The organism is Corynebacterium phoceense (genome assembly GCF_900092335.1).
GTDB lineage: Bacteria > Actinomycetota > Actinomycetes > Mycobacteriales > Mycobacteriaceae > Corynebacterium > Corynebacterium phoceense.
In genome coordinates this window covers 991,579-1,017,465 of the sequence record NZ_LT596208.1, presented here as the reverse complement: position 1 = coordinate 1,017,465, position 25,887 = coordinate 991,579, and the positions used below count along the sequence as shown (strand labels likewise).

General features: G+C 63.8%; 22 protein-coding genes and 1 pseudogene. 18 read left to right on the top strand and 5 right to left on the bottom strand.

From position 1 onward, the window contains the following. The first annotated feature begins 155 nt into the window (after nt 1-155). From BN9444_RS08895 to BN9444_RS08830, 13 genes are all read left to right on the top strand, one after another. Entirely contained in the window at nt 156-956 is an 801-nt protein-coding gene (locus tag BN9444_RS08895; RefSeq protein ID WP_082723336.1) for a helix-turn-helix transcriptional regulator, read from the top strand. A 55-nt stretch (nt 957-1,011) separates the two neighbouring features. Beyond that, the gene (gene sufB, locus BN9444_RS08890; protein ID WP_141629215.1) at nt 1,012-2,418 is read left to right on the top strand and encodes a Fe-S cluster assembly protein SufB; all 1,407 of its coding nucleotides are present in this window, start codon (nt 1,012-1,014) and stop codon (nt 2,416-2,418) included. 3 nt (nt 2,419-2,421) lie between these two features. Continuing rightward, a complete protein-coding gene (gene sufD / locus BN9444_RS08885; protein WP_066493244.1) occupies nt 2,422-3,621 on the top strand; it encodes a Fe-S cluster assembly protein SufD in 1,200 nt (399 codons plus the stop codon). Between the two features lie 53 nt (nt 3,622-3,674). After that, on the top strand, nt 3,675-4,433 hold the full coding sequence (gene sufC / locus BN9444_RS08880) for a Fe-S cluster assembly ATPase SufC (RefSeq protein ID WP_066493245.1): 759 nt from the start codon (nt 3,675-3,677) through the stop codon (nt 4,431-4,433). Nucleotides 4,434-4,551: 118 nt separating this feature from the next. Beyond that, nucleotides 4,552-5,820 (top strand): cysteine desulfurase, encoded by a 1,269-nt coding sequence (locus BN9444_RS08875; protein ID WP_066493250.1) that lies wholly within the window; start codon nt 4,552-4,554, stop codon nt 5,818-5,820. 11 nt (nt 5,821-5,831) lie between these two features. Further along, nucleotides 5,832-6,290, top strand: coding sequence for a Fe-S cluster assembly sulfur transfer protein SufU (gene sufU / locus BN9444_RS08870; RefSeq protein WP_066493252.1), 459 nt, complete (start codon nt 5,832-5,834; stop codon nt 6,288-6,290). Continuing rightward, entirely contained in the window at nt 6,287-6,697 is a 411-nt protein-coding gene (locus tag BN9444_RS08865) for a metal-sulfur cluster assembly factor (protein WP_066493253.1), read from the top strand. The genes sufU and BN9444_RS08865 overlap by 4 nt, the downstream gene beginning before the upstream one ends. Before the next feature lie 594 nt (nt 6,698-7,291). Continuing rightward, complete coding sequence (locus tag BN9444_RS08855; protein ID WP_068801786.1) at nt 7,292-8,923, top strand: ABC-F family ATP-binding cassette domain-containing protein; 1,632 nt, start codon at nt 7,292-7,294, stop codon at nt 8,921-8,923. Further along, on the top strand, nt 8,923-9,864 hold the full coding sequence (locus tag BN9444_RS08850) for a nucleoside hydrolase (RefSeq protein WP_066493259.1): 942 nt from the start codon (nt 8,923-8,925) through the stop codon (nt 9,862-9,864). The genes BN9444_RS08855 and BN9444_RS08850 overlap by 1 nt, the downstream gene beginning before the upstream one ends. 188 nt (nt 9,865-10,052) lie before the next feature. Further along, nucleotides 10,053-10,262 carry a hypothetical protein gene (locus BN9444_RS08845; RefSeq protein ID WP_066493261.1) on the top strand — a complete coding sequence of 70 codons (210 nt, stop codon included), beginning with the start codon at nt 10,053-10,055 and terminating at the stop codon, nt 10,260-10,262. A gap of 99 nt (nt 10,263-10,361) precedes the next feature. Continuing rightward, nucleotides 10,362-11,123 (top strand): glycosyl transferase family 9, encoded by a 762-nt coding sequence (locus tag BN9444_RS08840; protein ID WP_066493263.1) that lies wholly within the window; start codon nt 10,362-10,364, stop codon nt 11,121-11,123. 4 nt (nt 11,124-11,127) lie between these two features. Beyond that, nucleotides 11,128-11,808 (top strand): CbiQ family ECF transporter T component, encoded by a 681-nt coding sequence (locus BN9444_RS08835; protein ID WP_066493265.1) that lies wholly within the window; start codon nt 11,128-11,130, stop codon nt 11,806-11,808. Then, a complete protein-coding gene (locus BN9444_RS08830; RefSeq protein ID WP_066513326.1) occupies nt 11,799-12,878 on the top strand; it encodes an ATP-binding cassette domain-containing protein in 1,080 nt (359 codons plus the stop codon). The genes BN9444_RS08835 and BN9444_RS08830 overlap by 10 nt, the downstream gene beginning before the upstream one ends. A 55-nt stretch (nt 12,879-12,933) precedes the next feature. Here BN9444_RS08830 and BN9444_RS08825 read toward each other — a convergent pair whose 3' ends face one another. Together BN9444_RS08825 and BN9444_RS08820 are read right to left on the bottom strand one after the other, a co-directional pair. Next, entirely contained in the window at nt 12,934-14,298 is a 1,365-nt protein-coding gene (locus BN9444_RS08825; RefSeq protein ID WP_066493269.1) for a PFL family protein, read from the bottom strand. A gap of 6 nt (nt 14,299-14,304) precedes the next feature. Then, nucleotides 14,305-14,574 carry an ACT domain-containing protein gene (locus BN9444_RS08820; RefSeq protein ID WP_066493272.1) on the bottom strand — a complete coding sequence of 90 codons (270 nt, stop codon included), beginning with the start codon at nt 14,572-14,574 and terminating at the stop codon, nt 14,305-14,307. Between the two features lie 53 nt (nt 14,575-14,627). On the opposite strand from BN9444_RS08820, the gene BN9444_RS08815 reads away from it, so the two are divergent. Both BN9444_RS08815 and BN9444_RS08810 read left to right on the top strand, forming a co-directional pair. Further along, complete coding sequence (locus BN9444_RS08815) at nt 14,628-15,305, top strand: NAD(P)H-binding protein (protein WP_066493275.1); 678 nt, start codon at nt 14,628-14,630, stop codon at nt 15,303-15,305. A 240-nt stretch (nt 15,306-15,545) separates the two neighbouring features. Continuing rightward, on the top strand, nt 15,546-16,145 hold the full coding sequence (locus tag BN9444_RS08810; RefSeq protein WP_068801785.1) for an HNH endonuclease signature motif containing protein: 600 nt from the start codon (nt 15,546-15,548) through the stop codon (nt 16,143-16,145). Between the two features lie 66 nt (nt 16,146-16,211). Here BN9444_RS08810 and BN9444_RS08805 read toward each other — a convergent pair whose 3' ends face one another. Both BN9444_RS08805 and can read right to left on the bottom strand, forming a co-directional pair. Beyond that, a complete protein-coding gene (locus BN9444_RS08805) occupies nt 16,212-16,775 on the bottom strand; it encodes a TetR/AcrR family transcriptional regulator (RefSeq protein ID WP_066488207.1) in 564 nt (187 codons plus the stop codon). Nucleotides 16,776-16,936: 161 nt separating this feature from the next. After that, complete coding sequence (can, locus tag BN9444_RS08800) at nt 16,937-19,750, bottom strand: aconitate hydratase (protein ID WP_210386308.1); 2,814 nt, start codon at nt 19,748-19,750, stop codon at nt 16,937-16,939. Nucleotides 19,751-20,085: 335 nt separating this feature from the next. On the opposite strand from can, the gene BN9444_RS08795 reads away from it, so the two are divergent. The 3 genes from BN9444_RS08795 (at nt 20,086) to BN9444_RS08785 (ending at nt 25,324) form a co-directional block, all read left to right on the top strand. Beyond that, nucleotides 20,086-20,553: an Rv1476 family membrane protein gene (locus tag BN9444_RS08795; RefSeq protein WP_066488211.1), complete on the top strand. Its 468-nt coding sequence runs from the start codon at nt 20,086-20,088 to the stop codon at nt 20,551-20,553. A 1,656-nt stretch (nt 20,554-22,209) separates the two neighbouring features. Continuing rightward, on the top strand, nt 22,210-24,075 hold the full coding sequence (locus BN9444_RS08790) for a DIP1281 family NlpC/P60 protein (RefSeq protein ID WP_233423570.1): 1,866 nt from the start codon (nt 22,210-22,212) through the stop codon (nt 24,073-24,075). A gap of 181 nt (nt 24,076-24,256) precedes the next feature. After that, on the top strand, nt 24,257-25,324 hold the full coding sequence (locus tag BN9444_RS08785; protein ID WP_066488214.1) for a ferrochelatase: 1,068 nt from the start codon (nt 24,257-24,259) through the stop codon (nt 25,322-25,324). Nucleotides 25,325-25,401: 77 nt separating this feature from the next. On the opposite strand, the pseudogene BN9444_RS08780 reads toward BN9444_RS08785, so the two are convergent. After that, nucleotides 25,402-25,887: pseudogene (locus BN9444_RS08780) on the bottom strand (hypothetical protein); the annotation flags it as partial.

Sequence of the window (25,887 nt, the reverse complement as noted above, 5' to 3'; positions counted from 1 at the left end):
CGTCGAGCAGCCCTGGTGGCATTTGGGAATGAATTAGGGAACACTAGTGTTGTCTAAAGGCGTAAAGCCCCTTTGGACTTCTCAGAATGAGGATTCTCTATTCATGTCGGCGCCGCGCTACACGGCGCCACAACCAGCAGGAGGTGGACGAGGAGATGACCCGCTCCGTTTCGGCGAGCAGCAACGCCTCGAAGACAACTGCTACGCGCGGCACGCGCTCCACGCGCACCGCACGCGCAGAAAAGAAACACGCGCAGCCGTCCCGCGAGGCAGACGTGCAGAAAGAAACCCGGTCGACGGAGGGGGACACCCGCCGCCAGATTATGCTTCTCATGCTCAAAGACGGTCCTGTGACGGCATCCCACCTGGGAAAGAAGCTTGGGCTTTCCGCCGCCGGCGTGCGCCGGCATCTAGACATTCTGGTGGAAGACGGCCTTACCGAAATCGTCCATCGCCCCGGCAAGCTCGGGTCCGGTGGGCGTGGACGTCCGGCCAAACACTTCCGCCTCACGGATCAGGGCCGTGCCCATTTCGGCCACGCCTACGATGAGCTGGCTTCCGATGCCCTCGACGCGCTGCGCGCCGTGGGCGGACCCGAGGCCGTCAAGCTCTTCGCCAAGGCGCGCTTCCAGCGTCTTCTCGACGACGTCGCTCCGTTGACGGACGCCGGCGAGGACGTGGAAGACACCGCCCGCAAGCTGGCCGAGGCGCTCGATGCCCACGGTTATGCCGCGACGGTGACGAACGCGGGTCACGGCATCCAGATCTGCCAGCACCATTGCCCGGTCGTGCACGTCGCGGCGGAGCACCCGGAGCTGTGCGAGGCGGAGCAGGAAGTCTTTTCCGCCCTATTAGGCACACACGTGCAGCCCTTGGCCTCTATTGCGGACGGTCACGGCATCTGCACCACGAATATCCCCGTAAATATCCCCCTGACAGTAATCGATAAAAAGTAAGTGAAAGGAGCGGGCTGTGACTCAAACACAACCGGCACCGGGGCTTGAAACCAAGATGAGTGATGACGAGATCATCTCCTCCATCGGTGGTTACGACTACGGCTGGCATGACTCGGACGAGGCTGGCCAGGCTGCACACCGCGGCCTGAGCGAAGACGTCGTCCGTGACATCTCGGCGAAGAAGAACGAGCCGGAATGGATGCTGGAGTCCCGTCTCAAGGCGCTGCGCATCTTTAACAAGAAGCCGGTCCCGACCTGGGGCCCCGATCTTTCGGACATCGACTTCGACAACATTAAGTACTTCGTTCGCTCCACCGAGAAGCAGGCGCAGACCTGGGACGATCTCCCGTCTGACATTAAGGAAACCTACGACAAGCTGGGTATTCCGGACGCAGAAAAGAAGCGTCTCGTCTCCGGCGTCGCCGCACAGTACGAGTCCGAGGTTGTCTACCACAAGATCCGCGAGGATCTTGAGGCCCAGGGCGTTATCTTCGTCGATACCGATACCGCCGTGCGCGAGTACCCGGAAATCCTCCAAGAGTACTTCGGCACCGTTATCCCGGCCGGCGACAACAAGTTCTCCGCCCTGAACAACGCCTGCTGGTCCGGCGGCTCCTTCGTCTACGTCCCCAAGGGCGTGCACGTGGACATCCCGCTCCAGGCCTACTTCCGCATCAACACCGAAAACATGGGTCAGTTTGAGCGCACCCTCATCATCGTCGAAGAGGACGCGTACGTGCACTACATCGAGGGCTGCACCGCCCCGATTTATAACTCGGACTCCCTGCACACCGGTGTCATCGAGATCGTGGTGAAGAAGGGCGGACGCTGCCGCTACACCACCATTCAGAACTGGTCCACCAACGTCTACAACCTCGTGACCCAGCGCGCCAAGGTCGAAGAGGGCGGCACCATGGAATGGGTCGACGGCAACATCGGCTCCAAGGTCACCATGAAGTACCCGTCCGTGTGGATGACCGGCGAGCACGCCAAAGGCGAAGTCCTCTCCCTGGCGTTCGCAGGTGAAGGCCAGGTGCAAGACACCGGCTCCAAGATGGTTCACATGGCACCGCGCACGTCGTCCAACATCATTTCTAAGTCCGTGGCCCGCAACGGTGGCCGCGCCGCCTACCGCGGCCTGGTCCAGGTCAACACGAACGCGTACCACTCCACGGCCAACGTCGAGTGTGACGCCCTGCTCGTGGATAACACCTCGCGTTCGGACACGTACCCGTACAACGACATCCGCAACGAGTACGTCACGCTCGGCCACGAGGCAACGGTCTCCCAGGTCTCTGAGGAGCAGCTGTTCTACCTCATGTCCCGCGGCCTCGAGGAAGAGGAAGCCATGGCGATGATCGTCCGCGGCTTCGTCGAGCCGATTGCCAAGGAGCTCCCGATGGAATACGCCCTCGAGCTCAACCGCCTTATTGAACTGCAGATGGAAGGATCGGTGGGCTAGACAGTGGTCGCCTCCAACGAATTCAACCCGGCTGACGTCACGAAGGGCGATCAGTTTACTTCCTTCAACGTCGAGGACTTCCCGGTCCCGCACGGCCGCGACGAGGTCTGGCGCTTTATCGCGCTGCGCAAGCTCCGCGGCCTGCACAACGGCCAGTTCGCCCCGGTTGTCGCGCAGAAGATTCAGGTCACCACGCCGGCTGGCGTCTCCACGGAGAGGCTTGAGCCTTCCGATGCCCGCTTGGGCACTGCCGGTGCCCCCGCCGACCGTGTCGCGGCGCAGGCATGGACCTCCATGCCCGAGGCTCAGCTTGTGACCATCGACGCTGAGGCCACCCCGGCCGAGCCGGTGGAAATCACCATCACGGGTGCTGGCGAGGGAGTGACCTCCTTTGGCGCGACCTCCATCCAGGTCGGCCACCACGCGCAGGCCACCGTCGTGCTCAAGTACGTTGGCTCCGGCACGCACGCGGATAACGTCGAGTTCATCCTCGGTGATGGCGCAAACGTCACCGTCGTCGTCGACGCGGACTGGGAAGATGACGCGGTCCACCTCGGCCACCAGGTGGTCAAGCTCGGCCGCGACGCCGTCTTCCGCCACAACACTGCGGTCTTCGGCGGCGAGATCGTCCGTCTCGTCCCGCGCGTCGTCTTCGACGCCCCGGGTGCCGATGCCGAAATGCTCGGCGTCTACTTCGCGGACTCCGGCCAGTACTTCGAGAACCGCCTGCTCGTGGACCACGACGTGCCGAACTGCCGTTCCCGTGTGTTCTACAAGGGCGCGCTCCAGGGTGTCGCCGGCCAAGACGACGCGAACCCCGTCGCCGCGATGGGCGCCTCGAACCGCAACGAAGCTCGCACTTGCTGGGTGGGCGACGTGCTCATCCGTTCGTCTGCCACGAACACCGACACCTACGAGACCAATAACAACCTCATCCTCACCGAGGGCGCGCGTGCAGACGCCATCCCGAACTTGGAGATCCAGACCGGCGAGATCGTCGGTGCCGGCCACGCCGCCACCGTCGGCCGCTTCGACGACCTCGAGCTGTTCTACCTTATGTCTCGCGGTATTCCGGAGGCTGAGGCCCGCCGCCTCATCATCCACGGCTTCTTCTCCGAGGTCATCGGCCGCATTCCGGTCGAGTCCCTCCGCGAGGACCTCGAGGCTCGCGTCGTTGCTGAGCTTGCCAAGATCAACGCCTAAAACACCCCGCGTCACGCACCCACACGCCTTTTAGCGAAAGCAGGAAAACTTATATGTCTACCCTGGAAATCAAAGACCTCCACGCGCAGGTCGTTCCGTCCGATGAGAATGAGACTCCCAAGGAGATTCTCAAGGGCGTCAACCTCACCATTAACTCCGGCGAGACCCACGCCGTCATGGGCCCCAACGGCTCCGGCAAGTCCACGCTGTCCTACGTCATCGCTGGTCACCCCAAGTACGAGGTCACCTCCGGCGAGATCCTCCTCGACGGCGAGAACGTCCTCGAGATGTCCGTCGACGAGCGTGCTCGCGCCGGCCTCTTCCTCGCTATGCAGTACCCGACCGAGGTCCCCGGCGTGAAGATGGCACAGTTCATGCGCTCCGCCGTCTCCGCCGTCCGCGGCGAGGCCCCGAAGCTTCGTGAGTGGAACAAGGAGCTCACCTCCGCCCGCGAGAAGCTCGACATCGATAAGTCGTTTGCACACCGTTCCGTCAACGAGGGCTTCTCTGGCGGCGAGAAGAAGCGCCACGAGGTCATGCAGCTCGACCTGCTCAAGCCGAAGTTCGCCATCATGGACGAGACCGACTCCGGCCTTGACGTCGACGCCCTGCGCATCGTCTCCGAGGGCATTAACCGCTACCAGGAGGAGACCGGCGGCGGCATTCTCATGATTACGCACTACAAGCGCATCCTCAACTATGTGAAGCCGGACTTTGTCCACGTCTTCGCCAACGGCCACATCATCACGACGGGCGGTGCCGAACTGGCAGACCAGCTTGAAGCTGAGGGCTACGAGAAGTTCATCAAGTAGCACCCGCGCCCGGCCCGCCAGGACCATTCCCGGCGGGCCTTCGCGTCCCACCGCCGCATGGCGGCATAACCGAATATTTAGACACAAACTTAGACGTGATTTTCAACAAGGAGGTGTCATGTCTGACCTAGACGTGACCGCCATCCGGGAACAGTTCCCGATCCTCTCGCGCACCGTGCGCGAGGATAAGCCCTTGGTCTACCTCGACTCGGGTGCCACCTCGCAGCGCCCGCTGTCGGTGTGGAAGGCTGAGGAGAACTTTGTCCTCCATACCAACGCTCCCGTGCACCGCGGCTCGTACCAGCTCGCGGAGGAAGCCACGGATGCCTACGAGACCGCGCGCGAGAACATCGCGAAGTTCGTCGGCGCCGACGGCGACGAGATCGCCTTTACCAAGAACGCCACCGAGGCCCTCAACGAGGTCGCCTTCGTGCTTGGCGATAAGCGTGCGGGCGACCTCTACGTCGGCGAAGGCGACACCATCGTCATCACCGAGGTCGAGCACCACGCGAACCTAGTGCCCTGGCAGGAGCTCGCCGCCCGGACTGGCGCGACCCTTAAGTGGTACTCGGCGACCGCCGATGGCCGCATTGATCTCGACTCGCTCGAGCTCGACGACTCTGTCAAGGTTGTCGCGTTTACCCACCAGTCGAACGTTACCGGAGCCCAAGCTCCCGTCGAGGAGCTCGTTCGCCGCGCCCACGCCGTGGGTGCCATGGTGGTCCTCGACGCGTGCCAGTCCGTGCCGCACATGCCGGTCGACTTTCACGCGCTCGACGTCGACTTCGCTGCGTTCTCCGGCCACAAGATGTGCGGCCCGTCCGGCGTCGGCGTCCTGTACGGCAAGCGCGAACTGTTGGATCAGCTCCCGCCCTTCCTCACCGGTGGCTCCATGATTCAGATCGTGAAGATGGAAGGCACCACCTTCGCCGAGCCGCCGCAGCGCTTCGAGGCCGGCACCCAGATGACCTCGCAGGTCGTCGGCCTCGGCGCCGCCGTCGAGTTCCTCAGTGAGATCGGAATGGACAAGATCCATGCGCACGAGCAGGAACTCACCGCCTACGCGCTTGAGGAGCTGCAGAAGATTCCGGGCCTGCGCATCTACGGCCCGACCACCCCGGAAAACCGCGGTTCCGCCGTGTCCTTCAGCGTAGAGGGCATCCACCCGCACGACCTCGGCCAGGTCCTCGACGATCAGGGCGTGTGCGTGCGCACCGGCCACCACTGCGCGTGGCCTGTGCACCGCGCTCTCGACGCTCAGTCGACGACCCGCGCGAGCTTCTACCTGTACAACACCCGCGAGGAAGTGGACGCGCTCGTCGCGGCCATCCACTACGCACGTAAGTTCTTCCGCGTCGATGGCGTCGACGAAGACGACGCAAAGTAGGGAAGTGCACCATGAACCTTGATTCCATGTACCAGGACGTCATCCTGGATCATTACAAGCACCCGCATCATGCTGGCCTGCGCGACCCGTTCCAGGCCGAGGTGCACCACGTCAACCCGTCCTGTGGCGACGAGCTCACCCTCCGCGTGCAGCTCTCGGACGACGGCACGACCGTCGAGGACGTTTCGTACCACGGCGAAGGCTGCTCCATCTCGCAAGCCTCCACGTCCGTCATGGCAGAAGAAGTCGTCGGCCTGCCCGTTGAGGAAGCCATGAAGAAACTCGAGGACTTCGACCACATGGTCACCTCGCGTGGCGAGTACGAAGGCGACGAGGACCTCATCGGCGACGGCATTGCCTTTGCCGGCGTGGCGAAATATGCAGCCCGTGTGAAATGCGCACTCCTCGGCTGGAAGGCCTTCCAGGCCGCCACTGCGGACGCCCTCAACGAACTGGAGAATAAACAATGAGCGACGAACTCATCGATCCGTACCAGAACGAAAGCTCGAACTTTGACGGCGGCGGCCAGCGCCCGCCGCAGACCGAGGAACAGATTTCCAAGGCCTTCGACGTCACCGAATATATGCGTGACGTCATCGACCCCGAGCTCGGCATCAACGTGGTCGATCTCGGCCTCGTCTACGACCTGTGGTTCGAAGAGGTCGACGGCAAGGAGACTGTCATGATCAATATGACGCTCACGTCGCCAGCTTGCCCGCTCACGGACGTCATCGGCGAACAGGTCGAAGACGCCGTGGTCGGCAACAAGCTGGCCGAAGCCGTCCAGATTAACTGGGTCTGGATGCCGCCGTGGGGCCCGAACATGATCACCGAGGAGGGCCGCGAAATGCTCCAGGCCCTCGGCTTCGCGGTCTAAGCCGTCCGAACGCACCAACTCGCACTTGCGCACCTACGCGTGAGCGCGGGTTGTCGCGTATCGGGGGCCTCACCGCGCCGCTTTTCGAACCGGAAGAAGTAGTCATCGATGCTGTGGAGGAGGGGAGTTTCGCGCTTCTCGCAGTCCTCGCGATGACCGTCAGCCGGCGCGTGAGGTTCCGGATGGTGCGGGTTGTAGAACTCGACGATGTGAAACCCCAGCCGGTTGACGTAGAAGTGGACGTTCCGCTTATCCACATACGGCGACTTCCGGGAAGCGTTCCTCGATTCCCCGATTATGATGCGCGGCCGCGACGGCCAGGCTCGTCGATAGGGCCGACGGCATCTTCGAGTCCTCGTTGAAAGGCTTCGTGTCCCGCCGTCGTGAACACATCCTGTTCATCGGCAGCGATGGGACGCAGCGCACTAGGCAGATTGGGGGACGCGCATGTCCAAAGGGAAACGTCTGTGTCTACTCGGTGCCAGCCGGCGGTGGGCCGCCGTGCCGCTGTGCGCGATAGCCGCACAATATAGCTGTGCTAGCGAGTTGGTGGCGAGTTCCACCTAGAAATCCGGGTTGATAGACTGGCTCCTTGTGATTGTGACCAATGATTTCGAAGTGCGCGTCGGCGCCCGTACCCTGCTCGACGCCCCGGGCCAGCACCTACGCGTCCAGCCTGGGGATCGTATCGGCCTGGTCGGCCGCAACGGAGCGGGCAAGACGACGACCATGCGCATCCTGGCAGGGGAGACGGAGCCCTACGGCGGCTCCGTGACCCGCTCGGGCCCCATTGGTTACCTCCCGCAGGACTCCCGCGAGGGCAATATCGAGCAGACCGCGCGCGAGCGCGTGCTCTCCGCCCGCGGCCTCGACGACATCAAACGCCGCATGGCCAAGCAACAGGAGATCATGGAAACCGCCACGGACGATAAGCACCGTGACAAGGCCATCCGCAAGTTCTCCCGCCTCGAGGAGGAGTACCACGGCCTCGGCGGTTACGAAGCTGACGCGGAGTGCGCACAGATCTGCGACAATCTAGGCCTGCCGCAGCGCATCCTCGACCAGCAGTTAAAGATCCTGTCAGGCGGCCAACGCCGTCGCGTGGAGCTGGCGCAGATTTTGTTCGCGGCATCGTCAGGCGAAGGCAAGTCCCAGACCACCTTGCTCCTTGACGAGCCCACCAACCACCTGGACGCGGACTCGATCACGTGGCTGCGCGGCTTCCTCGCTAAGCACGAGGGCGGGCTCGTCATGATTTCCCACGATGTCGAGCTGCTCGAAGCCGTTGTGAACAAGGTGTGGTTCCTCGACGCCGTGCGCGGCGAGGCGGACGTCTACAACATGGGCTTTAAGAAGTACCTCGACGCCCGCGCCACGGACGAGGCCCGCCGTCGCCGCGAGCGCGCCAACGCGGAGAAGAAGGCCTCGGCCTTGAAAAAGCAGGCCGCCAAGCTGGGTGCCAAGGCCACGAAGGCCGCCGCCGCCAAGCAGATGCTCGCGCGCGCCGACCGCATGATGAACCAGCTTGACGACGTCCGCGTCGCCGACAAGGTCGCGCACATCGAATTCCCGGAGCCGGCGCCCTGCGGCAAAACCCCTATGAACGCGCACGGGCTCACCAAGATGTACGGCTCCCTCGAGGTGTTCGCGGGCGTCGATCTCGCTATCGACAAGGGCTCCCGCGTCGTCGTGCTCGGCTATAACGGTGCCGGAAAGACCACGCTGCTCAAACTCCTCGCGGGCGTCGAGCGCACGGACGGCGAGGGCGGCATTGTTACGGGCCACGGCCTGCGCATTGGCTACTTCGCGCAGGAACACGACACCATCGACCCGGACAAGACGGTGTGGGAAAACACCATCGAGGCCTGCCCCGACGCCGGCCAGCAGGACCTGCGCGGCTTGCTCGGCGCATTCATGTTCTCCGGCGACAAGCTGGAACAGCCCGCAGGCACGCTCTCCGGCGGTGAGAAAACGCGTCTGGCCCTGGCCACGCTCGTGTCGTCCCGTGCCAACGTGCTGCTCCTCGACGAGCCCACCAATAACCTCGACCTGCAATCGCGCGAACAGGTCCTCGAGGCGCTGGGCACCTACACCGGCGCCGTCGTCCTTGTCACCCACGACCCGGGCGCGGTCAAAGCCCTCAAGCCTGAGCGCGTCATCATCATGCCCGACGGCGACGAGGACCTGTGGAACGATGAGTACATGGAGATCGTGGAGCTCGCCTAATGCAGCGCGTTCTTCTCGACTGTGACCCGGGCATCGACGACACCCTCGCGTTGGCCTACCTCGCCGCGCTCCATCACGTCGGCGAGATTGAGCTCGTGGGCGTGACCACGTCTGCTGGCAATGTGAGCGTGGGGGAGACCGCGCGCAACGCCGCGTGGGCGTTGGAAACTCTCGGCCTCAGCCAAGTCCCCGTTGCTCCCGGCCAGCCCAGCCCCCTCGCCGTCCCGCTTGTCACGACGCCGGAGACCCACGGCCCGCACGGCGTGGGCTATCTCTCGCCGCCGGACTCCTATGAGTTTGCAGCGGATTGGCGGGCCATCTGGAGGCGTGCGCAAGCAGTCGGCGCGCACCTCATTATCACGGGGCCGCTTACGAACGCCGCGACGTGGGCCGCCGGCCGCAGCTTCGACGACTTCGCGTCGCTCACCGTCATGGGCGGCGCCGTGAACTACCGCGGCAACACGACGCCCACGGCGGAGTGGAATTTCCATGTGGATCCGCACGCAGCCGCGCGCTTCTTTGAGAAACTAGGGCACTCCGGCCACCTAGCCACGCTGTGTTCGCTCGAGGTCACCGAACAATTCCTCATAGACTCGCCGCGTCTCGACAAACTCATTGACGTCCTAGGCGACGCGCCCATCGCGACCGTCCTGCCCGAACTGCTGCGTTTCTACTTCGAATTCCACGAGGCCCAAGGCGAGGGCTACCAAGCCCAGATTCACGATCTCCTCACGACGATGATCGCGCTCGACCGCATCACCTTCGACGCCGTCGATACCACCATCGCCGTCGAGGCCGACTCGCCGCTCCTGCGCGGCACCTCCGTCGCCGACCTCCGCAGTCACTGGGACGCCCCGCACAACGCCCGTCTGGTCACGGCCGCCGACATCGACGCCGCCCACACCGAACTTCTCCGCGCAGCCCGTTTCCTCGCCGAGTAGCGGGTGTTAGGGTCGGGGAGTCCACCCCTTTCTGCGAAAGACCATGGCCATCGGGCTTCCCGAGCTGTTCTGCATCATCCTCTTCGGCAGGAAAAGTCTGGAAGGCGCTTGACCTGTACATCGCGGACACGTCGCAGACGCTAGACTAAGCCACGTCTCTGAAGACTCTGACCGCGAAAGGAGGTGTGATGGCGCAAAAGAAAGACCGCTCCATGTGGAAGATGAACCCCGAGCAACTCCAGGAGCATCTTGTCCTGCGTGCCCGCGCAACACGGATACCGGACAAGAAGAAGCTCAACTCCAAGAAGGCCTGCCGCCAGCACAACCAGCGGCAGGCCTTCGGCCTTTCTCGTCACCCCCGCGTGCCTCAAGTTTGTGCCACCGCGCTCGCGTCGTAAACTATGGGCTGTTTGCACGCCGCGTCCGAGGTGACATAGGAACGCGCACGTGCTCCATTCGTGTACCGCGCCCCGCGCGGCCGACCTCTTAAGGAACACATGTCACAACTCTCGCTTACTCCCGCGCGCCGGACGCTCGTCGTTATCGGCGGCTTGCTCGTTCTCTTCACCTGGCTGTACCTCGTCCTCGCCCGACCCACCGATTGGGAATCCGTGGCGGGCTCGAGCTCCGCACTCATTACGCTCGGCGGCTACGTCGGAGGCGCCATCCTGCTCCTCGCTGGTTCCCTGCCGTCGCTGCCCGCACGCACCATCGCCGTCATCCCCGTCGCGCTCGTGCTCAACATCGTAGTCGGCGAGATCGTCGGCACCATCGGCCTGCCGCTCTACCTCGACTCCGTGGGCACGGTCCTCGTCTCCGCGCTCGCCGGCCCCATTGCGGGCCTGGCTACCGGCACGCTCTCGTCCGTCGTCTGGGGCCTCATTAACCCCGCGGCCCTCCCATTCGCCGCAGGCGCCGCCGCCACCGGTTGGCTCGCCGGGTTGGCCGTCAAGTCTGGCGCGTTCAAGCACTGGTGGTCTGTCATCGTCTCCGGCGCCATCATTGGCATTATCACCGGCGCCATCGCCGCCCCCGTCGCGGCCTTCGTCTACGGCGGCACCGCCGGCGTAGGTACCGGCGCCGTGGTCTCGCTCTTCCGCGAGCTCGGCAATTCGCTGCTCGCCTCGGTGACCATGCAGTCCTTCATCTCGGATCCGCTGGATAAGGCCATCGTCTTCCTCATCGTCTGGGCCGCACTCAAGGCCCTGCCCAAGCGCACGCTGGCCTCCCTGCGCCCCCAGCCTGCCGATGCCGCCTAACCCCATGTCCCCACACCCCGCCACCGTCTTGCTCGCCGCCGCGTGCGGCTGGTTCCTCGTGGTGGCGGTTAATACGCCGCTATCCTCGGCGCTTATCCTTTCCCTCTCACTCGTGCTCGGCACCTGGGCTGCGCGCTCGGTCGCCGTCATCGCCACGACGCTGGCGCTTACCGTGCCGGCGGCGCTGTCCATGGTGCTCATCCACGCCCCCTACGGCGAGCACCGCATCGCACCCCTCCTCACCAGCGATGGCCTGGCGCTCGCAGGCTCGCTGTCCCTGCGCTTCGCCGCCCTTATGGGCTGCGTCCTCGCCGCGGCCGCCGCGCTGTCTGTCTCCGAGGTCTCCAAGTGGATGCAGGTCTCTCGCGTCGGATATAAGGCCGCCTACGTCGTCGGTGCGTCCCTGCAGTCCCTGCCGCAGGGCCGCCAGGCCATGTCCGCAGTCCGCGACGCCAATCGCCTCGCCGGTGTGAAGATCGGCCTGCGCAACGTCGGTCCGCGCGTCATCATCCCGGTCATCGCGCGACTGCTCACGCAGGGCGCCCAGCGAGGCCACGCTCTCGCCGCCATCGGCTTCGACGAGCCCGGCCCGCGCACCCTCCTTCAACCGGTCCCAGACTCTGCAGCACAACGCGCGCTGCGCTGCTTCCTCGTTCTCGCTACGGTGGTTATCGCATGGTTCTAGAACCCATTCCCGGCGAGGTCACGACCGTCACGGTCGGTTTCGACGAAAACGCCGACGAGGTCGCCCACCAGCTCGCGACGCAGTGGGGCGTCGACACCGTCATCGGCGCCGACGCCTCTGCCCACGTCTCGCTCCTGCGCGCCACCGTCCGCGAAGAACTCGCCCTGGCCCTCGAGCACCGCGGAACCCCGCGCGCCGAGATGGCCGCACGCGTCGATGACATGCTCGCCGCCGTCGGTCTCACCGAGCTGGCCGAACGCGACCCGGCCCGGCTCTCCGGCGGCCAGACCCGCCGCCTTGTTTGCGCGGCCGTCGCCATCGCACATCCCAAGGTGCTTATCGTCGTCGAGCCCTACGCCGGCCTCGATCCCAACTCGCGCGCCCAAGTCGAACTGTTGCTCCACGGGCTGGGGGAGACCGCCGTCGTCCTCGTCCAGGCGGACACCCGTTCCACCCGACCCGACCTCACGCCCGTCGCGCCCGGCGACGGATTCACCCTCGGGCCGCTCAGCGCCACCCGCGGCACGCAGCGCCGACGCTGGTGGAAGCTCAAAGCCCCCGAGCACGCCGAGTTTGCCGTCGGCCCCGTCACCATCCCGGTGCAGCATGGCGGTGTCACGTGGCTGCGCGGTGGCAACGGCTCGGGCAAGACGACGCTTCTGCGCGCCGCCGCGGGACTCGACGGCCACGAGCCCGCGCACTCCTCGCTCGGCATGGCCCTTCAATCGCCCATGGACCAGGCGATTACCCCAACGCTCGCGCAGCTCGTGGGCGACGCCGCGCTCACCGCAGAGCTAGGGCTTCCGCCGGACGAGCATCCCCTCGACGCGTCGGCCTCGCAGTTGCGCGTAGCCCAGGTCGCGGCCACCGTAGCGCAGGGCCGCGAAGTCGTGGTCTTCGACGAGCCCGACACGCTTGCCGATGCCACCGGCCGCACCGCCCTGCACTCTCTCCTGCACCGCGCGCTCAGCGCCGGCTCCGCGCTTATCATCACGTGCCATGACCCAGCATTCGTCGCAGAGATCACGGCCTATGCCACGGTGCGCGAGTGCAGCATCAACACCGTGTGACCGTCCTTGGGCTCGCGCTGGGCTGCGGCGGCGGGGAGAAGGGGGCATCGGCAAGCTAGTTGCGGAAACCGTGGACCGGGGCAGGGATGAAGCCGCCGCGGTGAATGAAGGTGGAATTGCCCACCTGGTTGACCGGAATGACCGGGGCGTAGCCGAGGAGTCCGCCGAAGTTGACTTCGTCGCCGGGCTGCGTACCCGGAACCGGGATGACGCGCACGGCGGTCGTCTTATGGTTCATGACGCCGATGGCTGCCTCATCCGCAATCATGCCGGCGATAAGCTCGGCCGAGGTGTCGCCCGGGATCGCAATCATGTCGAGGCCCACCGAGCAGATGGCCGTCATGGCCTCGAGCTTCTCGATTTTCATGCTGCCGGAGCGCACGGCGTCGATCATGCCCTTGTCTTCAGAGACCGGGATGAAGGAGCCGGAGAGGCCACCTACGCGGGAGCAGGCCATCATGCCGCCCTTCTTCACCGCGTCGTTGAGCAGCGCGAGCGCCGCGGTGGTGCCGTGCGTGCCGACCTGGTCCAGGCCCATGTGTTCGAGAATGTGCGCTACCGAGTCGCCGAGCTCGGCGGTGGGGGCAAGCGAGAGGTCGATGATGCCGAACGGCACGCCGAGACGCTCCGCCGCGAGGTTGCCCACGAGCTGGCCGGCGCGGGTGATCTTAAAGGCGGCCTTTTTGATTTCCTCGGCGACTTGGTCGAGGGTGGCGCCCTCGAGCGAGCCGAGCGCGCGGTCGACGACGCCAGGGCCGGAGACACCGACGGAGACGACGCAATCCGGCTCCTCGATGCCGTGGAAGGCGCCGGCCATAAACGGGTTATCGCCTACGGAGTTGGCGAAGACGACGAGCTTCGCGCACGCGATGGCGGAATCGTCCTTGGTAAGCTCCGCGGACTCCTTGATAATCTCGCCGAGACGCTTGGCGGCGTTCATATTGATGCCGGCGCGCGACGACGCGATATTGACCGACGAGCAGACGACGTCCGTGTTGGCGAGGGCCTCCGGGATGGAGTTGATGAGACGCTTGTCCGCAGTGGTCGCGCCCTTCTCGACGAGGGCGGAGTAGCCGCCGACGAAATTGACGCCGACTTCCTTGGCCGCCTTGTCGAGCGCCTTGGCGGCCTCAACCGGGCTGCCGTCCACGCCGGCGGTGACGAGCGCGATGGGCGTGACGGAGATGCGCTTGTTGACGATGGGGATGCCAAGCTCGGCCTCGATGCCTTCGCACACCTCGACGAGGCGGGAAGCCTGGCGGGTGACGTGGTCGTAGATGGCCTGCGCGGTCTCCGCCATGGTGGAACGCGCGCAGCTGAGCAGGGAGATGCCCATGGTCACGGTGCGGATATCGAGACGGTACTTGTCGATCATCTCGATGGTGTCGATGACACCGGAGGTATTAAAACGTGTCGACATGGCTGCTTAGACCTCGTGCATAGCGGTGAAGATGGCCTCGGATTGCAGGCGAATGGCCTGGCCGGTGGCCTCGGCGACCGGAGCCATGTGCGTCTGGAGGTCCGCGATGGTCGTTTCCTTCTCGTCGAACTCGACGCGCAGGATCATGGTGAAGAAACCCGACATGAGGGTCTGCGAGACGTCGACGACGTTGACGTTCTTCTCCGCGATCGCGGTGGTGACGGCGGCGATAATGCCGGTGGAGTCTGCACCGGTGACAGTCATGATGGCATACATGTCTGTGTATTCTATACGGCTGTGCTCCTACGTCGGTGGTACGGTGGGGCGGCATGCCTTCTACTACTAAAACTGTCATGTACATCGGCGGCCACGGCAAGATCGGGCTACTTTCCACACCGAAGCTCGTCTCCGCGGGTCACACCGTGCGCTCGCTCGTGCGCAAGAAAGAATACTTCGACGAGCTGCGGGAGTTGGGGGCGCAGCCGGTACTCGGCGACATTACTTCGCTGACGCAGACGGACTGGGAGAAGCTCTTCGACGGCGTCGACGTCGTGGTCTGGGGCGCCGGCAACGGCGGCCGCGGCGGCGCTGAGCTGACCACCGCCGTGGACCGCGATGGTGCGCTCACCGTCATCGACGCCTTGGAGGCTCTCGCCGCCTCGGACCGCGCTGTCCCTAAGTTGGTCATGATTTCCTACATCGGGGCGACTCAGAATTCCCCGTCGCTGGAGGGCAACTCCTGGGACGCCTACGTTTCGGCGAAGAAGACTGTCGATGCCCGCCTTAACATCTCTTCGCTCGACTACCTCATTCTCGGCCCCTCCGCGCTCACCGAGGAACCCGCCGGCGGCCTAAAGGTCGTGCCGGACGAGGCTTCCGGCGCCAAGGACACGCACACCTCGCGCGAGCTTGTCGCCGACGTCGTCACGGAGGTCGTTTCCCGCGACTCATTCCCGGAGTCGCCGCTGGCGTTCATTGACGGCTCCGACTCCGTCGCGTCCATCTAGATCCGTATCCGCCCGGCGGTCTTCTGCAGGCCGCCGGGCCGTAGTTTTTCCGCCCACCATGAGGGTGCCTCGCGCGGGCGCGCCATAGTACCGAATCCGCACCACAACGCAAGTTTTTCTCAGGAAAGCCTGTGGAGAACTTTTTCGGTTGCACACTATAGTTGGCGATTTCGGGCAGTTTTCCACAGATTGAGTTTTCACCCTAGCGGGCCTTGACACGCGTTGTTTAGCGTCGAAGCCATGAACTCTTTCGTCTCTCGGCTCAAGGAAGAAAACGTCGACTCCTTGCGCGAACTTACAGGCTGGCGCCGCACCGACTACTGGGACGCCGGCCTATCGACCGCCGACGCCGACTTCTACATGCCTCTCGTGCGCACCTTCTGGGAAGCCTCCCATCCACGCATCGGCGAAGCCCGCGACGCCGCCCGCCGCCTCGGCCACGGCATCCGCGTCCTGGCCAAAATCGACCGCCTGTCCAAGAAAGGCGACAACCNCATGGAAGAACTCCTCGCCGGGGTGGGACTTGCCACGATTGTCAACGCGCGCAACGAGCCGATGAAGCAATACCGCCTCAAACGCTACTTCACCCAAGCCCAACGCGACATGGCGGCCGCAGTCCAACACACCTGTATGGACCCGGACTGTAAGATTCCGTTCTCGATGTGCCAGGCCGACCACCTCAAAGCCTGGGCGAAAGGCGGGGAGACCAACCTGGACAACATCCTCATGCTGTGCGAATACCACAACATGAAAAAGAGAGACGGCGACGTCTACTACAAAGGCAACGACGGCAGGATCTACAAACGCCGCGAATTCGGACCCGACGTGCCGTGTAACTAGCGCCAAGACGCGAAAGACCCGCTCCCTACGAGGGGAAGCGGGCTACTCGGCGTGCTTTACGACGTTTTAGCGCCGCGCACGAATCGTTTGCTCCACAATCGACAGGACTTCTTCAAGACCTGCTTGGTCACCGCGCGCCAGGCGGGAGATGAAGCCGTCCATGAACGTCTCGAGGTACACCACGAGCGTTTCGATATCGACGTCATCACGCATGCGGCCTTCTTCGCGGTTGGTCTGCAAGCGTGCCCGCACTGCGTCATCAAGGATTTGTTGCTGATCCTTCCACCGGGCACGGAAGCTCGGGTCCGTGCGCAGCATGGACGTGATTTCCAGACGAGTAGCGAGCCAGTCATGGCGCTCAGGGTGCGTGAGCATGTCGCGCATCACCTCAACAAGACCGTTGTTCGCAACCGTCTCGGCCTGGCGGGCAGCATCCTCGCGCGCGAGCGCCAGGAACAACGACTCTTTGTCGCCAAAGTGATGGAAGATAGCGCCGCGGGACTTGCCAGTCGCCTCCTCCAGAAGGCGAACGGTCGCTCCCTCGTAGCCGTGCTGCGCAAAGCACCGGCGGGCGCCCACCAGGATGTCTTGGCGCCTGCGATTGAGTTCGTCGTCGCTAACTATAGGCATAGCCGACTCACGCTCGCTTCCTACAAGTTCAAAAGTTTAAGGAATGAAAGGACGACAAAGGGGCCTTCGTGACCATCGTGCGATGGCCACGCGGCCCCTTCATCTACGTCGGTGTCGCGCACGCCCCACGCTAGGGCAGGGGTGCACGGCGATGGAAGACCTTAGGCCTTGACCATCTGGCGCAGGACGTACTGCAGAATGCCACCGTGGCGGTAGTAGTCAGCCTCACCAGGCGTGTCGATGCGGACGGTCGCGTCGAATTCGACCTTCTCGCCAGACTCCTTGGTGGCGGTGACGTGAACCGTCTTTGGTGTGTTGCCGTTGTTCAGTTCCGTGATGCCCTCGATGTCGAAGGTCTCGGTGCCGTCCAGGCCCAGCGACTCGTGGGACTCGCCAGCCGGGAACTGCAGCGGGATAACACCCATGCCGATGAGGTTCGAGCGGTGAATACGCTCGAAGGACTCGGTGATGACGGCCTTGACGCCGAGGAGGATGGTGCCCTTTGCAGCCCAGTCACGGGACGAACCGGTGCCGTACTCCTTACCAGCCAGGACGACCAGCGGAATGTCCGCGGCCTTGTAGTTCTGGCAGGCGTCGAAGATGAAGGCTTGCGGTGCGCCGTCCTGGGTGAAGTCACGGGTGTAGCCACCGGTGACGTCAACCAGCTGGTTAGCCAGGCGGATGTTGGCGAAGGTACCACGCATCATGACCTCGTGGTTACCACGACGGGAACCGAGGGAGTTGTAGTCCTTGCGGGCAACACCGTGCTCGTCGAGGTACTGCGCAGCCGGTGTGCCCGGCTTGATGGCGGAAGCGGGGGAGATGTGGTCGGTCGTGACCGAGTCGCCCAGCTTAGCCAGAACGCGAGCGCCGTGGATGTCCTCAACCGGGGCCGGCTCAGCTGGCATACCGTCGAAGTACGGAGCCTTGCGGATGTAGGTGGAGTCCTCATCCCACTCGAAGCGGCCGCCTTCCGGAACCTCCAGGTTGCGCCATGCCTCGGAGCCCTTGTAGACGTCCGCGTAATCCTTCTCGTACATCTCGCGGGAGATGGCCTGCTGGATGGTGTCCTCGATCTCCTGGGAGGAGGGCCAGATGTCCTTGAGGAAGACATCGTTGCCGTCCTGGTCCTGGCCGAGCGGCTGGGTCTCGAAGTCGAAGTCGAGAGTACCGGCGATGGCGTACGCGATGACCATGATCGGGGATGCAAGGTAGTTCATCTTGACATCCGGGGAGATACGGCCTTCGAAGTTACGGTTACCGGACAGGACTGCTGTGGCAGCCAGGTCGTTGTCGTTGATGGCGTCCGAGATCTCCTGCGGCAGCGGACCGGAGTTACCGATGCAGGACGTGCAGCCGAAGCCGGAGAGGTAGAAGCCCATGGCCTCGAGGTCCTTCCAGAGGTCGGCGCGCTGGAAGTAGCCGTCGACAACCTGGGAGCCCGGAGCACAGATGGTCTTCACCCACGGCTTGGACTTCAGGCCCTTGGCAGCAGCCTTGCGGGCGATGAGGCCGGCACCGACCATGACGGACGGGTTCGAGGTGTTGGTGCAGGAGGTGATGGAGGCGATGGCCACCATACCGTGATCCAGCGTGTACTCGCCGCCGTTCGGGGAGGAGACGATGACCGGGTTGGACTGGCGGCCGACATTGCCCTTGGCTGCAGACTCGCCGTGGCCCTCGCGGGACTTGTTGAGACCGCCGGTGACGTCCTCGAGCGTCTGGTCGCCGCCCTCGGCGCCCATGCGCTTGGCCTCAACAGTGGACTCGTCGACCACAACGTCGCCGGTGGCATAGGTCGGCAGGTCCTTACGGAACTGCTCCTTTGCCTCGGAGAGGAGGATGCGGTCCTGCGGGCGCTTCGGGCCAGCGATGGACGGGACGACGGTGCCGAGGTCGAGCTCGAGGTACTCGGAGTACTTGGCCTCGGGAGCATCCTGCTCGAGCCACATGCCCTGAGCCTTAGCGTAAGCCTCGACGCGGTCGATCTGCTCCTGCGGGCGGCCGGTGAGGGTCAGGTACTTGATGGTCTCTTCGTCGATCGGGAAGATAGCGGCGGTGGAGCCGAACTCCGGCGACATGTTACCGATGGTGGCGCGGTTGGCCAGCGGCACGGACTTGACACCGTTGCCGTAGAACTCGACAAACTTCTGGACAACGCCGTGCTGGCGCAGCATCTCGGTGATGGTGAGAACGACGTCGGTAGCGGTAACGCCCACCGGAATCTCGCCGGTGAGCTTGAAGCCGACAACGCGCGGGATGAGCATGGAGACCGGCTGGCCGAGCATGGCAGCCTCGGCCTCGATGCCGCCAACGCCCCAGCCCAGGATGCCCAGGCCGTTTTCCATGGTGGTGTGGGAGTCGGTACCAATACAGGTATCCGGGTATGCCAGACCGTCGTTGTCGAAGACGACGCGGGAGAGGTACTCGATGTTGACCTGGTGGACAATACCGGTTCCCGGGGGCACGACCTTGAAGTTGGAGAAGTTCTCAGAACCCCAGCGCAGGAACTGGTAGCGCTCGCGGTTGCGCTCGAACTCGATCTCGACGTTCTTCTCCAGAGCCTCGGAGGAGCCAAATGCCTCGGTAATGACGGAGTGGTCAATGACCATCTCAGCCGGGTTGAGCGGGTTAACCTGCTCCGGCTTGCCGCCGAGGGCAACGATGGCCTCACGCATGGTGGCGAGGTCGACCACACAGGGAACGCCGGTGAAGTCCTGCATGAGGACGCGGGCCGGGGTGAACTGGATTTCGGTGTCCGGTTCTGCGTCCGGGTTCCAGTTGGCGAGGGCGTTGATGTGATCCTTGGTTACGTTCTTGCCATCCTCGTAGCGCAGCTGGTTCTCAGCAAGCACCTTGAGGGAGTACGGCAGCTTCTCCAGGCCCTCAACCGCGTTGATGTCAAAGTATTCGTAAGACTTTCCGTTGACATCAAGGGTCTTCTTGGCACCGAAGGAGTTCAGGCTTTCAGTCACAGGGAGCTCCATTCCTTGTTTGTTGAACAGTATGTTCTTGTGAGGCTCTTAAATCGCTCACGATCATTCCGCACTAGTGGAAGGAGTAGCGCTGGGGACAGCGCGCTCCGGGCGCGGATCGACCGAACTGGCGTCTTAAGAAGAACGCGAACGTTCACCCCTCAATACTAGACGGGCGAAGATTCGCCTGGGGGCAACTATAACAGTACGTCCGTTCTGTTTTCATGTTTTCACACTCTTCCGCGCGTCATCCCCGCTCCAATGGGGGTAATCAGGTTAAGTAGAGGGTATCGCGGGCACACCACACACCCCGCTCCCATATATAAGGAGAAAAAGTGATCCCGCCCGACGCAGATATCGCCGACCTCTCGCAGCAGCTTCTCGAGGATTCGGTGGCGTACTCCAACGTGGGGCTCGCCAGCGATCCGGCTCTGCAAGCATCTGTATCCGGCGCGCTGCAGCCCGGGGAAGGGATAGCGGTCGTCGATATCTATCCCGATAAGTTCGCCGATCTCCGCGATCTTGCACAGGCACTCAAAGAAGCCTCCGATCTCGACACTGTCATCGTCCAGGCGCCCCAAGGCATTTCAGCCGTGAGCGACTCTCACTCACGCGCCGCCCTGGAATCCGCGCAACAGGCGGTGGCACCGGGACTCGATCAGGTCACGGCTCTGAACCAGCTTCACGCCCATCTCGGCGCCGCCACCATGCCCGCGGAGTGGCTTATCCTCGGGCTCGCCATCACCGCACTAGCCGGCGCCGCCACGGTCTTCATTCGCGCCAGATCTTCCAAAAAGGTCTAGTTACTCTTTCGCGCCCGCCCGCTTGCCGATGCCCCCATCCCACATCTTGCTCACTCGGCACCGTCCCGCCGCGTTCGACGGCCGGGGAATAGCGCGACACCATATGCCGCCACTCGCGTGCGGGACCGTCTCCGCGCAACACGTGCTAAGAGCTATCTACGGTCCGACACCTCACTCCGGCAGGCCGAGTCGCCAACGTCCAGCCCGCGCTGCGTGCCCGCGTCAAAACGTATCCCTCCCCACATAGTCGCATAAATATTTCCTAAACCCATGAACCCACGGAGCACCCCTTGAGGAGTGATACTCAACCCTCCACATGTTGGTCGGAATTCCCGACGGAAGCCGCTCGAAGAGGGCTCACTCCAGCTCCGCCGTGCTCGACCGCCTGGGCTCGTGCGCACATCTCCAACTTGGAACCATGCCGCGACACCCACGCCCATCTCGTGACAATCTCAGACCGAATCCACGGCATCCACTGCAACGGTTCCAGGACGTCATACTCCAGTCCGCTGCCACTCGCTCTGCACACACCAGGAGAGGGGAGGAGGGGTCGGAGTCAACCACTAGGGGTTGACGCTACTGCACGTTTGCCGTCAGAAGTGGTTCACTTCTCGCATAGCGTCGCGGATGGCGCCATCTCGGCAAGCGTCGAGAGTGTTACGGTACATTCGACGATCGTGACCAGAGTCACATAACGAATTGGTATCGAGATCATTGCAGGTTGAACTCACCCGTGGGTCATGGGGCGCTCCTTGACGCATGTGGCAAATGGGCAAGTAGGTGTACTGGACCCTGCAAGTGACTTATGCTTTAGGAGTCAACTCGAGAGTTGATTTCTATCTCAGCTACCGCGAGAGGGACATCCAGACCCAATATCGACAACGCACGGGCATGTGGGGAAGCAGGCCGAGAGCGTCACGAAGTTCGATGGGGAAGGACCCGCACGGGGTGGAGGAGCAGGAGTCGCTTGACAGTTGGCAGCACTGTGTTCGTTTAAGTTCTTCTATTCAGAAACACGCATCTGTGTGACTGGGGCGAGGATGCGACCACGGCGAGCCACATCGGGCAGCGTGTTCCACGCGCCTGGGCGTCCAACCCCGCGGGGAAGGCCGTCTGGGGCCCGGCTCCGGCATACCGTGACTGCATTCCCGCAACTCCACGAGTCCGGTTACTTGCACCGCCACGCGCGGAGCGTGGTCAACCGGAAGGAGAATGCAGACGATGGCGGATGCTCGCATACCTTCTGGAAGGTCGTGCCCCACGGGCACTCCCAGCGTTTGCAGCCCTGAAATGGTCTGCAGCCGGGAGTCACTCCGAGGCAAAGGTCTACCAGATATCCCGACGGGAGTTTCTCCCCGCCGGGGCACTCGCATACGGCGGGAGAGTTGGTCCTCGATGACCGTCGAGGCGCTCTGTCGCCGGCGTGAGCATAGGTGTGTGACATCCTCGTCACTGCTGCGTCTCCTGGGCCCCGGGCATTCCTATGTCTTGTGCGAATTGACATAGGGTGCCGAGGGCTTGGCTCGTGGTGCGTATCTCGCAGTCCTTGTGGGCTTGCGGGAGTCTCAGCCATACCCGACGCCGGGATCGGCGCGCCTTTATCCGTCAGTGCGGGCGCGTTCAAGGCGAGGGGAAGGTGCGTAGAGGAGTTACCTCGTGGCCACCACCTTGACGGCCGACACGCGTCGGCGTTCCATCGGCGGGCGTTTCCGCCTGCGTTCCTACCTCGCCGCTGCTGCATGCACGGCGAGCTTGTCTACCATTGCTCCGATGACTCCTGCCGTCGCGCAGGAGAAGTCGCTCACCATCGAAGACCTCACGGCCGCCTTCAAGGGCGGGAAGGGCTCCATTGCTGACCTTGCTGGCGCCATCGCCGGAGTCCAGGGCGAGATTGCCCGCTTGGAGGCAGAAATCGGCCAGCGTCGCGAGGACGTTAACCGCGCCCTCGTCGATCTCCAGGACGCTCGCACCGAGCTGGCGCAAGCCAAGCGCGGAACTTCCACGGCGCGCACGCAGCTTGATGATGCGCAGTCCGCCGTGGAGAAGGCACAAGAGCGCCTCAACGAACTGTCGCGCACGGCGTACCGTCGCTCGGCTGCCTCGGATTCCGTGACCACCGCCGCTGGCGGTGACGCACGCGAAAAGATGCTGGAGCGCCAGTCTTACCTGCGCTCGCAGGCGGACTCCCAGAAGGAAGTCGTCGATCAGCTCGAGCGGGAGCGCACCGAGAAGGCCAACAAGGAGTCGCAGCTGCGCAAGGCTGAGGAACTCGCGGCAGCCCGCGAGCAGCGCGCGGCAGACGCCGAGGCTCAGGCCCGGGCCATCCTGGGTTCGAGCCAAAGCGCGGTCGAGGAGGCGATGAGCGAGCGCTCGACCCTCGTCGCGCAGCAGGAAGAAGCCCAGGCTGCTCTCGATGCCGCCCGCGGCTCCCGCGCCCGCACGACTGTAGGCGCTTCCGGCCCGTCCGCGACGAGCGATACGCAAGCGACGCAAGGTAATCAAGGGGCCAGAGAAAATGTTGGGAACTCCAACGATTCGGCATCCCAGTCCTCGACGGAGGTGTCGACCACCGCGTCGAACTCCAACGCCAATTCTGTGACCACGTCTGCTGCAGGGGAAGGCACGCAGACCGCCGGCACGACAGTCGCCGACGCGGAGCCAACAACCACCGGCACCGCAGACGCTTCCGACACGACGACACAGACCGTCGAGGCGCTAGCGGAAATGAGTTCGCAGAACGCCGCTCAGGGCGGCGCTACCGAGCAGGTCTCCAGCGTTGATGGACAAACACTTGCTGTGGCGGGCGGCGTTTTCGGCGCGGCAGCCGCCATGATTGCGGCCTCACAGCCGGATCACACGGCATTTGCCCAGGGCAGCTCCCTCGACGAGGGACAGCTCTCCGCCATCCAGAACACGCTCACGGCCGTTTCTGACGCGTTTAACGATCAGAACAAAGCCGGGGAGGCTGGCGCGGTGACCAACGCGGCATCGGGAGCAGATAGTGACCTTGTGGGCGACCTGGACGGCGTCCTCGAGTCACTGGATACGACGCAGTCCATCACGGAGAAAGCGACCGCTGCGGTGGCCAGCCAGGGCACCGATGCTCGCATCGAAGCTGTCATCGCGCGTGCGATGTCGCAGGTGGGCACCCCGTATGCATGGGGTGGCGGCGACGCCAACGGCCCAACCAAGGGCATCCGCGACGGCGGTGTGGCCGATAGCTTCGGCGACTACAACAAGGTGGGCTTCGATTGCTCCGGCCTCACGCTCTATGCGTTCTCGGCCGCGGGTATCTCGCTGCCACACTACACCGGCTACCAGTACAACGAGGGCACCAAGGTGGATCCGAGCGAGATGAAGCGCGGCGACCTCATCTTCTACGGTCCGGGCGGCGGCCAGCACGTAGCCATCTACCTGGGCGACGGCACGATGATTGAGGCTCCGGAGTCGGGCGGCACGGTCCAGGTCTCGCCTGTGCGCTATGGCGGCATGGCCCCGTACGCGGTGCGCCTCATCGGCTAAGCCAACTTCTCACCTTAAGTCCGAAGTCTCGGACGTGTGCGTGGTGAGAACAGAGGAGATACGTCCCCATCATGAGCTAGATCTGCCCTTTCGCCTTGAGTCGCAGATCACGCTGACCAATTTCGGTCCCCATCGTCAAGGCGACCAAGTTCTCCAACCTTTGGTTGGTAGGGTCACTGGTATGACTGACGCACACACTCATGCCGGTGATTATGACGCCCTCCTCGTTCTTTCTTTCGGTGGCCCGGAAGGAAACGAGGAGGTCGTTCCTTTTCTTGAAAACGTCACGCGGGGCCGCGGCATCCCGCGCGAGCGACTCAAGGTCGTGGGCAAGCACTACTTCCACTTCGACGGCGTAAGCCCACTCAATGGCTTAAACCGCGAGCTCATTGCCCATATCGAGGCTGAACTCGCCGCGCGCGGACTGGACCTGCCGGTCTTCTTTGGCAACCGCAACTGGCACCCGTTCGGCACCGAGGCCGTGGACGAGCTCACCGCAGCGGGTAAGACCAACGTCCTGGTCTTCGCCACCTCCGCCTGGGGCGGCTACTCGGCGTGCCTGCAGTACGACGAGGACATCGTCAAGCTGCGCGACTATGTAGCAGAGAAGGGCTACCCGGAGATTCGCTTTACCAAGCTGCGCCAGTTCTTCGACCACCCGAAGTTCATCGCGGAAATGGCCACTGGAGTGCGCGAAGGCTTTGCCAAGCTGTCCGATGCCCGCCTTGTCTTCACCGCTCATTCCATCCCTACCGCGCACGACGCGGTCGGGGGAGCAGAGGGTGATAAGAACCTCTACTCACGCCAGGTCGCCGAGGCCGCACGTCTCATCGCGGATGCCGCCGGCGTCGAGGACTATGACTTGGTATGGAACTCGCGCTCGGGCAATCCCGCCACGCCGTGGCTCGCGCCCGACGTCGTCGACCACATGGAAGCGCTCGCGGAGCAGGGTGTGAAGCAGCTCGTCGTGTGTCCGGTCGGCTTCATCTCGGACCACATGGAGGTCGTGTGGGACCTCGACACCGAGCTCGTCGCTGCGGCGAAAGAGAAAGGCGTGGAGATCTACCGCACGCGGACCGCGGGGCCGAGCGACGCGTTCTCCTCGATGGTTGTGGACCTCATCGAAGAGCTTTGCGCTGACCGTCAGCCGGAGGGGCTGGGCACCGTCACCGTGCAGGGCTGCACAGTCAATGGCGCACCGTGCGCTGAGGGATGTTGCGATATCTGGAGCCTCCACAAACCTCATTAAGTCAAGTTAAATAAGTTGACCAGCGACGAACGAACTCCTTAAATCAAGTGAAATGACTTGATTTAAGGGGGCTCGCGTCAGCGGCCGAAGTCGGCGACGGCGTAGGCGACGCCGGCCATCCGGGCCTGCCGGATGTGCCGCCACAGGCGGAGCAGCTGCGGGTCGAGCGAGTGATCCTGGAGGCGGTCCGTGACGGTCTCGATGATCGCGGCGACGCGGTCTGCGCGGGCAAAGAGTTTGGCGGCGCGGGGCGGGGTGGCATCGGGGAGCCCGGGCGTGTCGTAGAAGTCGGAGAGGGTGCCGACGGTGAGCCGCGGATTGGGCAAGTCTTTTTTGACATAATCTAGCCCCTCGATGATGCGGGCGGATTCCTCGGTCGCTTGGGCGAGCAATGCGTCAGCCTCGCCGGGGCTCAGCCACGCGGGCGCGGGCAACGGCTGCGTCTCTTCGATGAGCTGCCATTGGGTGTAATTGGGACCTGCATGCGGCACGAGCACGAGATGGACGCTCGGATCGGCGGTGCGCACGACGATGGCGCCGGCGGGGCTCGCGCTGGCTGCGGC